The sequence below is a fragment of the Brachybacterium paraconglomeratum genome, from assembly GCF_039541415.1.
Taxonomy (GTDB): Bacteria; Actinomycetota; Actinomycetes; order Actinomycetales; family Dermabacteraceae; genus Brachybacterium; species Brachybacterium paraconglomeratum_A.
In genome coordinates, this window is the sequence record NZ_BAABGE010000002.1 from 1 (window position 1) to 14,765 (window position 14,765).

The following is a 14,765-nucleotide window of genomic DNA, read 5'->3' on the forward strand; positions in this document are numbered from 1 at the left end:
AGACCTCGACGTCTATCCCGACACCGCCGCGCCGCCAGCTCCTACACCCTCATCTGTGAAGAGCCAGATATCACCGCTGGTAGCGGCGTGCTCGAAGCACTTCGTGGCGACCTGGTCGCGATACTCGCGCTCCGAGATCCGTGCCAGACAGCGCTTCATTGTCGAGCGGTGCACGGGATCCATGCCGATGTCGTCGAGCTCGCGAGCGCAGTCGCTCATCGAGGTCGGCTCGGTCAGTCGAGCAGCGACGAGCTGGAAGAACGCCTCATCCGCGATCACGCCGAAACCCAGGTCCGTCCACGCTGACCGGAGCGTCTCCAGCAGCTGGCGGGAGCGTTTCGAGTGGACCACCGCTGACTGCGGATCCTGCGAAAGTCCCAGGTCAAGAACCTCTTGGCCCGCATTGATCTTATCCCGGCCGGCGCTCATCAACGCAGCGAGCTCCGCCTCGGTATGTGCGGAGCCGAGGTGCTCGAGGACCACGTCCCGACGGTTCTTCCGCTCGGCGATCTGCACGGCCGTCGCCCCCGACGCCGTCTTCACCTTCCGCAGAAACACCACGCCGTTAGTGTGTCATCCACTCGGACCGTCAACGCCTTCACCAGAAGCAATACCTTCAGAATCGGCTTCCAGCCTCGAGAGAGGTCCAACTCAGGGGTGCCCCCACCCCACCGAGCGACTGAACAAAGAGATCCGCCGCCGCACCGACTCCGTGGGCATCTTCCCCACCCGCGAGGCGATCGTCCGCCTCGTCGGCGCGGTCCTGGCCGAACAGACCGACGAATGGGCCGAAGGACGACGCTATCTCGGACTCGACGTCCGGCGGTGTCATAGCGTCGAGGCAACACTCCCGGTCGGCGGGGGTCTGATCGGTGAGGTGCACGGGTGGCGCGAGTGGGGCTGACGTTCAGTGACAGGTCGGAGATCTCGACAGCGTCGAAAGCGGGCTGGTCCGTGCGGAGGATCGCTCGTCACCTGGGGCGATGTCCCTCGGTGATCTCCAGGGAACTCCACCGGAACTCGACGAAGACCCGCGGCTACCAGGCCGTGACCGCGGACGTGAGAGCGCAGCGTCGCCGGGCCCGTCCGCAGCAGCGGAAGGTTGCCAAGGGCCCGGTGCTGCAGGCCAGGGTGGACGCGGACCTCGCCGCGTCCTGGACGCCGAACGAGATCGCGGGCCGCTTGCGCCTGGAGGCCGCAGACCCGACCGTTGAACGCATGGCGAACTCTCCCGACGCACGCGGCCAGACCGTCTCCGGCGAAGCGATCTACCAGTACATCTACGCGCTCCCCAAGGGCGAGCTCGCCCGGCGGGGCATCTTCTTGCAGTCCAAGCGGACCAAGCGCCGGCCCCGCACGACAGGCCGGACGAGGGGCGGCCCGGTCGTGGGCATGGTCCCGATCGCGGAGCGGGGCGAGGACGCCGCCGAGCGGCGCGTGCCAGGGCACTGGGAGGGCGACCTGATCATCGGGAAGAACGGCACCTCGTGCGCAGCGACGCTGGTGGAGCGGATGAGCGGGTTCACCGGGCTGCTGGCCCTGCCCTCCAAACACGCCGAACCGACCGCGGACGCGGTCATCGAGTACTTCAACGCCCTGCCCGAGATGATGAAGGCGTCGCTGGCCTGGGACCAGGGCAGCGAGATGGCGCGGCACGTGAAGGTCTCCCTGGCCACGCAGATGCCGGTCTACTTCGCCGACCCCCACTCGCCCTGGCAACGACCCAGCAACGAGAACACCAACCGGCTCTACCGCGAGTACCTCCCCAAGGGCACCGAGATCCCCGATCACCAGCCCTACCTCACCACCATCGCGGAGGAGATCAACAACCGCCCCCGCCGCCGACTCGGCTTCCTGACCCCGACAGAATCCTTCGCCCGACTACTGGCCGGCGAGCCCCATGTTGCTTCGACACATTGACACCACCTCCTCGCCCGCTGCCGCCTCAACCTCGTCCCCGACACCAACACCGAGGAGGTCACCACAAGATCCCTGCCCGCACTGACAGCCTGACCCCTCCCAGCGAAGGATCGCTACACCACTTCCAGGGACTTGACCAACATCGACTATCCGGTCTTAGAGCAGCTCCTGCTTTACCCACTCGGGAATTCCACGAAGGGAGCCATTCTGCTCCTCATATTTCACGATGGCTATCTTGGCCTCGTGCGCGCGCCCCAGCTTGAGGAGGGCCTTGATCTCGCCGCTACCGCCCTCGGAGTTGAATTCAATGTCAAGGGATTGCTGAAACAAGCCCAGTGCCCGTTCATATTCTCTCTCCAAATAGGCCTCACGGCCACGCTCAGCAGGAAAAACCGCGAGACCGTCCTCCACGATCTCCATCTGGAGAACGTCATGCTCCTCAATGTAAGTGGTCATGAATGGCTTGAGCAATCCCATATGCTTCATGGTTTCCAACACGGTATGTCCCGCGTAAGGCAACTCAATAAGGTTTGCTTCCGGATATGCAGGGAGAACAAGCTTCCGAATAAACTTGGTCTCATCGCGGCGGTGCGGGTCGAACAGGATCAGCGGAGCATAATCCGAACGTGGGACTTCCGTCAGTTCTCGATGATGAAACCCAAGATCCGCGAATCGCTTCTGCAACACCAATGGATGCGCAGAATTCTTTGGTGCGGCCGCAATAATCCGCGCATTCACCGAACCCCCGAAGTATAGAGCCGCATATGCGCCCAAGCTCGATCCATAAGCAAACACATCGTACGCCGCCGCGATGCTGGACACATTCTCGCGGAACTGCTCAATGCTCAGATGTTGATACTGCGTCATTTCCTCTTGCGCGACGAATATGTGATCCCATCCTTGGTTGAGGATAAATTTAGACCCAAAGCCAGTCTGGGTCTTCTTTGAAGGCAGGCCTCCAAAGCTGATTACTAGTTTATCCGTCGGTGTAGAGTTTCGATGGTACGTAATCTTATATCCGGGCGCCTCGTCCAGAACCAGTTCCGAAGGCCGAGGGTTCGCAAGCAGCTTTGCATGTTCCTCCTTCCGGAATCTTTCACGAATCCTTCTCGCGTCCGCAAAGTTCACCGGAAGGATCTTCTCCCGAGATAGGCTATTGACATAATGAAGCACCGCCGATAGGGTCTCTGAGCTTACGTCATACTTGGAAAGCTCGCCTCCTTCAGCAACGACACCGTGAAACATCAACACGAGCCAACGCCGCTCTTGGATGGCCACATCTATCCACTCGGTGATCTCATCCAAGGTAGTGTCACAGCGAACCGGATAAGAGTTCAGCAGCCGCGACCTACTCGAGATGCTGTTCATCTTCTTCCCATCGATGCGTACGAAGTTGTACGCGGAGATGGCCGCCTCAAGGACGCGATTGTCAACCTTTGAGAACGGGACGCAAAATGACTCCACCCCAGTCTCTCGAGGCAGCAGCGAAGTTAAAACTTCTTTGCTCTGCTCAAGTTCGGCGTGAAGAAGTCCATCGTCGAGGTCTGTGAGCCGAGATCTGTGCGTCAATGAGTGACTGGATATCTCAACCCCTCTGCGCACCGCATCAGAAACCTCGAAAGGTGTCATAAACTTGTTCTCATATACACGATCTCGCGTACGTTCCGCAATTACTGAGAAAACAGCAGGGATCTGCGCATCCTCGTGAAGCGGGAGAGCTACTTCGTAATTGTTGCGACGCCCGTCGTCATAGGTGAACGTGATCAGAGCTTGCCCGTGGTAAGCATCTTCAATCATTCTGCTTGCCCCGCTCCCGATGGGATTCGTCAAATCTATACCTGATACACCAGAGCGTCACTGAGAACTTAGGTGTCGAGTCGCATCTCGAACATATGCACCGCTGATTAGGCAATCGAAACTCCGGGGGTAACAATAAAGGGATCCGCCTCTTCGAGCGTTACCTCGGAAATGCTAGCTGACCGTGGGAGGCCACCACGGTCGCTTACCAGCTTTTCGATCCCACGCCTCGTGCCACAAAGGTACGCTACGACGGAGCCGTCACTGGCATTGGACACCTTGCCATGCACTCCTGCCGCTCGTGCACGATCAAAGTCTTGCATGTTCTCAACTTTAGAATACACGCCCCTCCCCTTGCTCCAGCTATTTGCCTTTAGGGCAATCGGGAATCCGATGCTTTGAGCAGTTGATCGGATGTCTTCACGATTGAACGGGGCGGCAAACGCCCTTCCGCGGGGCGTTTTAACGCTATTCCTGGAAAGGAGGTTCTTTGTGGCGTCCTTGTTGCCGACGATCCGATTTGCCTCCCGCGCGGAATCTTGGTCTAGCCGACTAAGCTTGAACGAAACTTCCGTGTCTTCAAAGTTGAGGCGGAATCCTCGGTCGCGGAGTAGTCGTAGACTGATACCGCGGCGCCACGCCTCGAGTGCGATAAGCGCCCACCCGTTTCCAGTGACCGGGAAAAAGTCAGTCTCTGGCGACTTCCATCGTGATGCCACTGACGCATCCTTTCATCCAACCTTAAAGTTGAGCCTATTGCGTTATGATCGCAGCGCGCGGTGCGGGCGACTATGCCAAGTTGCTCGATCGACGGTACTCCAAGACCAGCGTCCGGCTCGAGCTCCAGTTGGTTCTGCGCAGATCTCCATCGAGCTCCAGCCACTCCGTGACCATTTGCTGCTCCTGCTCCCGATGGATGTCGTCGACGACGATTAGAGCGTGGTCTGCAAGTTTGGACCTCAGGAGGGGGAATGCCGGGTTTCGAGGGTCCGGGCCGGTCGACTCCGGCGGGCCGTCGACCACGACAAGATCGATCCGCGAGAGGTCCTGTAGAGCCTTGGTGTTGTACCAGCTGATCGCGACTTCACCGACCTCTAGCGGGGAGAGCTCGGCCAGGCGAAGCTCGACCGCATCAGTGAGACCGAACTCGTTTAGGTCATCTTGCGTCCGTGCCCGGTACTCCTCGAGGTGATCGATCGACACAACGGACGCACCGATGTTCTTCGCGAAGGAGCCCAGCCAGATTGTCGAAGTCCCGCTCCCTAGCTCGAGAATCTGCTCTGGGCGGTGGAGTTCGATCAGGTCCGAGAGAAGGAGCAGGCTGTCTGGAGTCATCGCGAAACCGCCGGATGCCGGCAGACGGCGAGTCTCAGCGTTCACTCGAGGCAACAGTTGCATCAGTGCCTCCGTTTGCCTCACCGTCTCGATACCTGCACGGTCGACGTGGCGGTGCAGAGCTTTCACATCATTCTTCAAGACGTCCGTCAGGCGTACGAGGCTGCTCAGCTCAGCTGCCGCGGAAGTATCAACGCCATCATGGTCTGTTGAGTCGGTCTTCGCACCGTTCCACTCCTCTTGGAGCGCGTCCCAGCGATCGACCAAGTCGTTCAGATCCGACCGGATCGACGTCACCAGCCCCTCGACTGCCTGTTGGGAGTCAGCGCGCTCCTTGAAGAGAGGCCTAAACTCTTCGTGCAGAAGGCTAATTTCCTGCATGGTCGATGCGGAGCTATCCGCGGCTCGAGATGTCACGTCGCCGAGACTCTCGAACGACTTCGAGTTCTCGGCTCTTACGCGGTCCATGACAGACGCAAGGGCTTCCATCTGACCGGCGATCTCGTTCGTCTTCGTATCGAGCGTTTCCACGAGGGCCCCCAAGGCCTGGGATCCGTGGCTGATGGTGCTAAGTTCGCTCCGCAGAGCACCTCCGTCGAGCACCTCGGCTCGCAGCCACTCCCTCAATCCAGAATGGGCTTGATCGACGGATCGTGAAAGCTCCCCGGAAGTCGTCAGTGCGCTTGATTCGACACTGTTCAACAGACGTCTCTCTGAAGCCTGCATGCGGTCAAGGACGAACTGAATGTTTCCTTCACGCCGCAGGAAGTTGATGAGTCGGCGCTGCGCACGCTCAATTTCCTCCAATCTGGTAGTAAGTGCCTGGAGATCCTGCGAGTGACCTGTGACCGCTGCGCGGTTCGCTTTCGTGTCGGCACGCACGACGTTCAGGAGTTTCCTACTGTTGTCACGGCTCTCCAGGGCTAGACCCCTGGCTTCGCCTGTCACGTTGGAAAGGCGATCCATCGCGTCCACCCCGGAACGGGACTGCTTCCGTATCGTGGCGATCCCGTCCGTCTGCTGTCGGAAGGACCTCGCAAGCGATCCGAGCGCCTTCGATGTCTCTTCATCCCGCTCTCGTAGAGAGTCAACTACTGCGCGTAGTTCCCGGGCATCATGTTCGAACTTTTCGAGCATCTCACGCGAGTGCTCCTCGACAAGGTTCAGCTGCTCGACAAGGTCAGCCTGGCGTCTGTCATGGTCCTCGAGGATGTACTTCGTCTGCTCCTTCATGCGCGCCCCGAGCCCGGTCAGGGCCTGTCTCATCGCACTTCGGAGGGTGAGTGCCAGGCTCACGATGCCTACTGCCAGAGCAAGAGTCGCAAGAATCGACCCGAACACGCGGGTAGGGAGCGCGTTCTCTGGCCCCGTCAGTGCCGTAGCGCTAATCAGCGCCACGGCGATGGTCAAGACTGCCAGGAGTCCGGGAATCAAGAGGCGTCGCCGGCCGTCAGACATCATCAATTGCTCCTGCCAGTGGATTGTTCAAACACTTTCGCACGTAGCCCTCGACTCTTGCAGGATCAGAGAAGTTCTTTATCAGCTGCTTGCTGTGGCGAAGAATTTGCTCCATCCGCTCTGAGTCCTCACTGACGGACCGCACCATCGAGACAGCCTCCTCTGGTGAGATCGGGACTACCGCCCCTTGGTATTTGCTCGCCGAGCTCATGCCTGTGAGAACCAAGGTCCCGGTTGCGAGCGCCTCCAGTACGGAGCGATCGATGCTCGGCCCCTCCAGCTCCCGTCCAAGAAAGACTGCGGCGTCCACGGTCCTCCAGAACAACGCAGAGTCTGTCTCGTTCTCCCGAAACTGAACCCAGTTCGCAGGGATGCGCGTCTCCTCGATCTCGCGGAGTGCTCCACGCGCGTCGCCGAGAACGCGCACGTCTTCCGTGCCGTCGAAGGGAAAAGCTGCGAGGAGGTCATCCCGCTCCGGCCATGCGAGAATATCGTCGATTGCAGCGCAGCCGAGAACCGGGGGGCCTCCTGCGGGTCTACGCAAGCGAGGGCCACTGTATCGACTCGTATCCACATATAAGGGGTATGTTTCTCCCCCTACAGGGATCCCAAATCTGTTGGCCACGCCGTCGGCGGGATCGCCCTCGGGGAAACTCCAGATAGGTTCTCTGCCGAACATCACCCGCGCAGTTGCATGCGCGTTCGCTGGATCGTAGTCCCGCACTTCCGTCCGGCGGTGGGCAAGCGCACCGTGACCGATCAGTACCGTCTGTCCGCATCGCAGCTCACTGGGTGTCCTGCGGGCGAAATCCATCGTCTCTGGCGCTCTCACCAGCATGAGGTCCACGTCGACCTGTTCGTCGACAAGGATCCTGTCCACTTGTCCTGTAGAGATCAGGCGTTGTACCTCGGGGTGGAGGGATCGCGGCTCTGTTCCCTGCCCCCAGGGGGTATCTATGTGGAGCACGGCGACCTCAAGGTCAGTGTCCGCTAATGCTGTCAACTCATCACGTGCTGCGCGCTGTTGTGGAGTATTTCCACGCCAATCGGCAACGATGCACACGTCGAAGCGCTTGTCCTTCGTCCACTCCCGCCCGGCGATTCTCTCTGGCGCTGTCGAAGGAATACTTGCGACATCGCCACTCGCATCGATCTGGAGTTCCTCCCTAGGCGCGCTCCTGTGCCAGAGCTTGTACGAGCTCCAGAATGCACGCCGCGCTGAGTGGGACCAGCCCGGACGAAAATCCATTCGGGACAGCGACCCGTACGACATCCTGATCATGTAGAGGGGGTGGTCGATCACTTGGGTGGGCTGTCCCGCCCAAGCCTCCAGACGCTCTCGGAACTCACTGTCCGCTGCCTTTCGCACAGGGAGGTAGCCTCCGATCGCTCGCGCATCGTCTACCCGGAGCATTAGGCTGACCTCGCACTTGCGATGAGGACTATGCCCCGGTGCCATCTTGACCAGCAGATCATCGGTCCGGTTGGCGGCAGTAGCCACACCTGGCAGGCTCTCGTTCCCCTCCAACACGGCCACCTGCATCGCAATGCGCTCCGGATGCGACCAGTCATCCGTGTCCTGCCCGGTCATATACTTCCCGTTCGCCTCCCTGATGCCGGCGTTCCTGGCGCGGTAGGTTCCCCCATTTACGGGCAGTCGAAGCAGCCTGATCCGCGGATCCTCCGCAGCTAGCTCATCCAGAGGCCGAACTTTATCTTCATCCGAGTGGTCGTCGACGAGGAGCACCTCAATGTTCTTCCACGTCTGCCTGAGAATGGAGCGCACCGCGGTACGGATCTCGACGGGGCTCGGGTTAAACGTCGTCACGATCACCGACACCAGCGGTCCTTCTACGGTCCCCGGCGAAATCTTCGGCGACAGTCCATCGAAAGGCGTCTGCGCGGCGGGGTCGACTGTAATCTCGCTGAGACCCGCATCCAGAAAAGGAGCATTTAACCCCTTGATCCACGCATCTGTTGTTTCGGAATCATCTCGCATATAGGGGTTGAGAAGGTCGGTGCCGAGATATCCGTGGTGGAGGCTGGACAGATCGCCGTTCTTACTCAGCATCTCCCTTGCACGATCAAATTTTCGAGCGCTGAACAGCAGCTCCAGGTGAAGCTTCCTCAGCATGAGGGTTGCGGGAGTCGTGGGAAGTTCATCGACAGCGAGCTCAAGCGCCCTGAATGCAAAACCATGCAGTTCATTCTCGTGGGGCTGGAGAAGGATAATCCTCGCAAGCCGCCCCACCCACGTCGCGTTCCAGCCTGCCAGACTGCCCTGGTGGACGCTGCCCATCAGGTCCCCGAATGTGCGCTTGCCATCGCTCGCTATCGAGGCATAGATGTCTTTCGCCACGGTGGCCTCGGACGCCAGAGCCCACGCGTCGAGCTTTGTGCCCATACGTCGATAGCGCTTGTAATCTATCGAGCTGTCCCGCACCTCATGCCCCATTGGTAGGCGACCCCTCCAGAGTCTCTGCGCGCTGGATCCATCCAGCCTGCTCGATCAAGCTTTCCAGGAAGCTGGCAGCTTCCTGAGCACCCCGCGGTTCGCTCAACGCATCGAGCCTCTGTTGGAGCGCTGCTCTCTGTTCTAGGTCCAGCATCTGCGCAAGAGCTTGACGCTGTCCGGCTTCGTCTTCGGCATTGAAGCACAGTTCCTGTGCGGCGAGCTGGCGTGTGCGGCGAACTTGGTCATCCGTTCGCGTCATCCGGTTGGGGACCATAATGGCCGGGATTCCAAGTGAGACCGCCTCCTGTGACGAGTTGTATCCGGCTGCGCAGACCATGAACTCGAAAGCCCGCACATACTTCATCACTGGGTATGCGCGGATTCGCTCCACACCTGGCACAGGCTCCGGTCTGGGAGCGAGCGGTGAGATGACTTGGACCGGGACTAGTTCTGGCGCCATCTCAGCAAGGAGGTGCCGGAAGGAGTGGGCCAGGGTAGTGGGGTCGCTGATGTCACCGCCGCCCAGGTTGAGCAGGACGTACTTCCGTCCCGGGTCGAGGTTCAGCGCTGCGCAGGCAGATTCTCGATCGAGCAGCTCGTCTTTGGTTGTCATGACCACCGGCCCGGTATACACAGGTGTGATGCGCGGGCCTGAATCAACCCGCTCCTCGCCTGCGTAATCGCCCGGCACGATCACGTAATCAGCTACCGTCGCCGCATGGTGGCGCTGAGTGGAAGCAAGATCCACCTCTTCTCGCCACATCCCCCGTTGCACCCAGACAAGGGGAATACCCTTTGCTCGACAGACCTCTGCGAGCGCCGAATAGACCCAAGTACCGTCGAATACGACCAGCCTGGGAAGGGACGATTCCATCAGTCGGTTCAGGTGGGCTCGAAAGTGTCGGTTCCAGCGCCGTGGATCCTGCCCTGAAGCCTCGCTCGAAGGGAAATAATGGACTGTCATCCCCTGACCGCCCAAGTTCCTGTATGCAGTCGACAGTGTGAGCAGTTCAGCTGATCTCTTTCCGGGAAGTTTGCGAGCGATCGCCATCATCCGAGAGATGTGTCCGAGACCAGCACCATTGCTGGTCACGAAGAGAACATCAATGTCGGCTTCATCGATGGCGAACGTGCGAGACTGGCTCTCGGCGGTCAGGCTGTGCAGTCGCTCCTCGATCCGCTGAAGAGCTCGGTCCTGCCGGCTCAGTGACGCGGAAAGGCCCTGGCGGGCTTTGGTGACGCCGTTAATAACTGCCTGCTGGGATCTTCTCAGGTCCTCACTGCTGGCAGTTTTCTTAAATTCCGCCCGTGCCCTCAACATCACGGCATATAGCACAGGCAGAACCCAGGCGCCAATAATCAGTGCGACGCCCACGGCACGGAGTACGGACAACTCCCCCAACAGCACAAGGAAGACGCCCAGCCCCAACAACATCCCGCAGATTCCCAGGGCCACGAAGAACCTGGGCCTACGGAGGCGGGTTGCAGAGGCCATCATTCGGCGCCGTTCTCCTGGAGAGTGCTACGGCCGTGCTCGAGCAACGCCAACAGCCGCTCCTCGAAAGCGTTGGCAGAGTACCGCTCCATCACGACCTCACGGGCCCGCTGGCGCTGCGCCTGCAGCTGCTCGGGATCCTGCCAGTACTCGCGGATCTTCTCCCGCACCTGGCCGGGTTCCGCATAGACGGCGCCGTCATCGAAGTTCGGGCGCATGTAACGGGGCAGGAACACGACCAGGCCGCTGGCCATCGCCTCGACCGTGGACATGCCGAAGGACTCCGTCAGCGAGTCCGAGTGGAAGTACGCCCAGAAATCCAGGTCCTGCAGGAACTCCTCGGGGGCCTGTTCGCCGAACTCGACGACCGTCGCGGCGGCGCGCAGCTCCTCCTGCAGCTCCTTCGACTGTGACGTCACCCCTCCGAGGATACGCACGTCGAGCTCGTCGTCCCCGCCATACACGGACAGGGTGGTGGAGCGCTTGTCCGGCCACTTCAGCACTGCGTCACGGGAGTGGCGACCGAGCACCGGCACCTCGCCGCGCCGCTCGTCCTGCGCAGCGGGGCGGAACCGCTCGATATCGATAAAGCCGGGCCAGTCGTAGTCCGCGAGCACGCTCGAGTGCACCATGGTGAGGGCCAGATGCCTGGTCACCTCGCTCTCCGGCGCGATATCGGGGGTGACACCGAAGAGCTTCGCCGCGTTGTCGCGCACCGTCTCCAGATCGAACACCACGCCGGTGCCGCCGGTGAGGATGGGCGGGTTGTTCACCACCACCACCACGTGACCCACTGCGAGCTTGGTGGTGAGCGACTCCGCGAACTGGAGCACCGTGGGATGGCGGACCACCAGGAGGTTCACATCCGCCTGGTCGTTCAGCGAAAGCACCTCGACGTTGTCGAGCTGCGCGACGTCCAGAGCGCGCAGGCCGATCGAGTCCTTCGTCGAGTTCATCGGGGAGTCCAGCTGGATCATCCCCACCCGAAGGCCCCGCTGCGCCGCGAACTCGATCTCGTTGGTGGTCAGCGAGGTGGTACCGCCCGGGAAGCGGAAATCGGTGGCGAAGACGACGTCGAAGGTTCCCAGGTGCTTACCCCGCATCCCCGGCTTCATGTTCAGCGGCCGCGGGAAGTCTTCCTGCTGGAGCTTTCCGTCCACCACCTCCGCGGAGTGCAGGGAGCGGAAGTAGGCGGACTGGTAGAACAGCCGCGCCGGATCGATGTAGCCGCGGCCGATCTCCCCGGCGGTCAGCGAGGCGCCGTGGGTGCGGGTGAACGAGAGCGGCGCGGTGCCCACGATCTCCACCGGCTGCCCGGTCAGCTTCACCACGCGGTCGCGGAACTCTGCGTCGGCACCGCGGTTGACGGTGTCCCATCCGCCCAGCTGGTCCACGAGCTCCCGGCGGGTCAGGAGAGAGGAGAAGTTCGCCTGGGAGAAGGAGGGGTTGTTGTTGATGCGGGTGAGCTGCAGGTCCTCGGAGGTACGAGCATGGCGGGTCATGTTCGCCGCCTGCTCCGGGTGCTCCAGCAGATGGTTCACCTGGATCTCGAGCTTCTGCGGGTGCGACCAGTCATCGTCATCGTGCACGGTGACGAACTCGCCGTCGGCAACCGTGAGGGCGCGGTTCCGAGCCATGTAGGCCCCGAGGTTCTCCGGCTGGAGCAGCAGGGTGACGTCCTCGTACCGGGCGCAGATCTCCTGCAGCCGCTCGCGATGAGCGGGATCCGAGAAGTCATCGACCACGATGATCTCGAGGTTCTTCCAGGTCTGGCCGGCCAGGGAGTCGAGCGTGGTGGTGATGTGCTCGGAGCCGTTGAAGGAGGGCACGAGCACGGACACCTTCGGCCCGTCCACGCTCCGGGCCGGCGCCTCGCAGCGCAGCGAATCCAGCAGCGTGGGCCCGAGCGGCTCCCGGAAGGCGACCGGGGCGAGCTCTTCCGCCGCGTAGATGGAGTTGAGCGCTGCCGCCCAGCGGTCTCGGTTCTCGGCGCTGTCCAGTCCGCGCTTGTGCACAGCGTTGAGCTCCATGAGCTTCGCCTGCATCGGGTCCCGCCGGGACAGCTTGGTCTCCCGGAACACGCGGGCGGCCTCGTTGTGCTGCCCCTCGAGGGCGAGCGCCTCGGCGAACACGTAGGCGTCGCTGCGACCCAGCTTCCCCACCCCGAAGACGTCCTTCACGAGGCGGAACAGCAGCACCGCGTCCCCGGAATCGCTGGGGGTGAGGCGCTGGTTCGCGACCACGCGCGCGGTGGCGAGGATCCCCTTCTCCGACCAGCCCTTCACCACCGATCCTGCGCCCGGTGCCTTGCCGGCGCGCAGAGCCCGCACGATCCGGAGCATCTCCCCGTAGTCGAACTGGAGGTTCGTCGCCGAGCGGGCGAAGGCATCGCGCATTGCCACGCTCTTCGAACGCAGGGCGAAGGTCTCGAAGTGCCCGGGCGCCTTGCCCGCGCGCTCCCCGTACTCGAACTCCGTGCCGATGCCGAAGTACGCGCCGCCGCCGCCCACGGAGTTGCCCGTCGAGGCCTTCTGCATATCCTTCCGGAGCGACTGCTTCGCGTCCTCCAGCAGCGCCTTGGATTCGGCTTTCACCGCGCTGCTCACGCCTGAGGAGTCGAAGGAATCCGCCAGCTGCGTGACCTTCGCCTTCGTGGCAGCGGTGGCTTTCGAGGTCTTGTCGAGGCTGTGATAGAGGGTGCGGGTGTCCCGCTGCTGGACCTCTCGCGCACGGACCGTGCTGCGGACCGTGTACCCGTGGGACAGCAGGATCAGGCCGAACATCCCGATCACGGCGAGAGCGAGCGCGGCGGCTCCCCACTGCGTCGCACCCACCGCGAACAGCACCACGGAGATCGCAGTCAGCGCGACGCCCGCCAGTGCGAGGAGACCGAATTTCGAGAAGAGGAGCTTCACAGGGCGACTTCCGAGTCGAAGGTGTTGGAGGAGATCAGGCCCGGGCTCTGGTCACGTGCCGCGCGAGCCCGGGCGGCGGGGATCGTCAGAGACGGACAGCCGGCTTCGGGGCGGCGCCCCGGGTGTCGAGCATGACCTTTGCGTCAGCGGCGAGCTTCTCGAGGTCGTACGTCTCGTGAGCCTGCAGCACGACGACCACGTCGGCGGCCTTGACGGCCTCCTCGAGGCTGGCCTCGCGGGTGACACTGCCGCTCTCGAGGTTCCAGTTCTCCACCATGGGGTCGTGGAAGCGGATCACCGCGCCGCGGTCGCGAAGCGCCTCCGCCACCGGCATCGCCGGGGACTCGCGCTGGTCCGCGATGTTCGCCTTGTAGGTCACGCCGAGCAGTAGGACCTCGGAGCCGTTGACCGGCTTGCGGTGCTCGTTGAGGAGCTCGCCGACACGGTCCGCCACGTAGCGAGGCATCGAATTGTTGATCTCCTGCGCGAGTTCGACGAAGCGGAAGGGGTAGCCGAGCTGGTTGCGGACCTCGTAGGAGAGGTAGTTGGGGTCGATAGGGATGCAGTGACCGCCCACGCCAGGTCCCGGCGTGAACTTCATGAACCCGAACGGCTTGGTGGCCGCGCCCCTGATGACCTCCCAGATGTCGATGTTCAGCTCCTTGCAGAACTTCGCCATCTCGTTGACCAGAGCGATGTTGACGTGCCGGAAGGTGTTCTCGAGCAGTTTGGCGGTCTCGGCCTCACGCATCCCGTCCATCGGGACGGGATGGTCGATGAACGAGCCGTAGAAGGCGACAGCGCCCTGCGTGGAGGCGTCATCCATGCCGCCCATGAGCTTTGGGGTGTTCTTGATGCCGTAGTCGGTCCGGCCCGGGTCCACTCGCTCCGGCGAGTAGGCCAGCTGGAAGTCGTCGCCGGCGGTGAGGCCCGAGGCCATCTCCAGGATCGGCTTGACGATCCCATCGGTGGTGCCGGGGTACGTGGTCGACTCGAGGATCACGGTGGTCCCCTCGGTGAGGTTGTCGCCCACAGTGCGGCTCGAAGCCTTCACCGCTCCGAGATCCGGGCTGCCACCGTCGCCGAGCGGTGTCGGCACACATATCACCACGACATCGGAGTCGGCGACGACCGCCGGGTCCGTCGTCGCGCGGTACCCGAGGCCGAGCATCTCCTGGATGTCCGCGTCACTGAGGTCATCCACATGCGAGGTGCCGTCATTCAGGGCCTCGACGAGCGACTCGGTGACGTCCAGCCCGTGCACCCTCCACCCGGCGCGTGCCGCCGCCTGAGCGAGCGGGAGCCCTACATAGCCCTGTCCGACGATGGTCACTGTCTTGCTGGTCATCTACTTCACTCCTTGGTCATGCTCTGGGTACAGGGGCCGCTT

8 protein-coding genes and 2 pseudogenes are annotated in these 14,765 nt (G+C 62.0%); 2 read left to right on the top strand and 8 right to left on the bottom strand.

Translation table 11 applies throughout. From position 1 onward, the window contains the following. Positions 1–60: 60 nt before the first annotated feature. Positions 61–561: pseudogene (locus ABD893_RS00080) on the bottom strand (IS1634 family transposase); the annotation flags it as partial. 103 nt (positions 562–664) lie between these two features. Here ABD893_RS00080 and ABD893_RS00085 point away from each other — a divergent pair. Both ABD893_RS00085 and ABD893_RS00090 read left to right on the top strand, forming a co-directional pair. Beyond that, positions 665–904, top strand: a pseudogene (locus ABD893_RS00085) (transposase); the annotation flags it as partial. Then, positions 886–1,920 carry an IS30 family transposase gene (locus ABD893_RS00090; protein WP_425548320.1) on the top strand — a complete coding sequence of 345 codons (1,035 nt, stop codon included), beginning with the start codon at positions 886–888 and terminating at the stop codon, positions 1,918–1,920. The pseudogene ABD893_RS00085 and the gene ABD893_RS00090, both read left to right, overlap by 19 nt. Positions 1,921–2,076: 156 nt before the next feature. On the opposite strand, the gene ABD893_RS00095 is transcribed toward ABD893_RS00090, so the two are convergent. From ABD893_RS00095 to ABD893_RS00120, 7 genes are all read right to left on the bottom strand, one after another. Then, positions 2,077–3,750 carry a polysaccharide deacetylase family protein gene (locus ABD893_RS00095; protein WP_345075437.1) on the bottom strand — a complete coding sequence of 558 codons (1,674 nt, stop codon included), beginning with the start codon at positions 3,748–3,750 and terminating at the stop codon, positions 2,077–2,079. 74 nt (positions 3,751–3,824) lie between these two features. After that, the gene (locus ABD893_RS17065) at positions 3,825–4,040 is read right to left on the bottom strand and encodes an acylphosphatase (RefSeq protein WP_425548333.1); all 216 of its coding nucleotides are present in this window, start codon (positions 4,038–4,040) and stop codon (positions 3,825–3,827) included. Positions 4,041–4,506: 466 nt separating this feature from the next. Continuing rightward, positions 4,507–6,513 (bottom strand): class I SAM-dependent methyltransferase, encoded by a 2,007-nt coding sequence (locus ABD893_RS00100; RefSeq protein WP_345075439.1) that lies wholly within the window; start codon positions 6,511–6,513, stop codon positions 4,507–4,509. Further along, on the bottom strand, positions 6,503–8,914 hold the full coding sequence (locus ABD893_RS00105) for a glycosyltransferase (RefSeq protein WP_345075440.1): 2,412 nt from the start codon (positions 8,912–8,914) through the stop codon (positions 6,503–6,505). Before ABD893_RS00105 ends, ABD893_RS00100 begins: the two co-directional genes overlap by 11 nt. A 40-nt stretch (positions 8,915–8,954) precedes the next feature. Beyond that, positions 8,955–10,421: a glycosyltransferase gene (locus tag ABD893_RS00110; protein WP_345075441.1), complete on the bottom strand. Its 1,467-nt coding sequence runs from the start codon at positions 10,419–10,421 to the stop codon at positions 8,955–8,957. Between the two features lie 38 nt (positions 10,422–10,459). Further along, positions 10,460–13,375, bottom strand: a complete 2,916-nt coding sequence (locus ABD893_RS00115) for a glycosyltransferase (RefSeq protein WP_345075442.1) — start codon at positions 13,373–13,375, stop codon at positions 10,460–10,462. Between the two features lie 85 nt (positions 13,376–13,460). Beyond that, the gene (locus ABD893_RS00120; protein WP_345075443.1) at positions 13,461–14,723 is read right to left on the bottom strand and encodes a nucleotide sugar dehydrogenase; all 1,263 of its coding nucleotides are present in this window, start codon (positions 14,721–14,723) and stop codon (positions 13,461–13,463) included. Between the last annotated feature and the right edge of the window lie 42 nt (positions 14,724–14,765).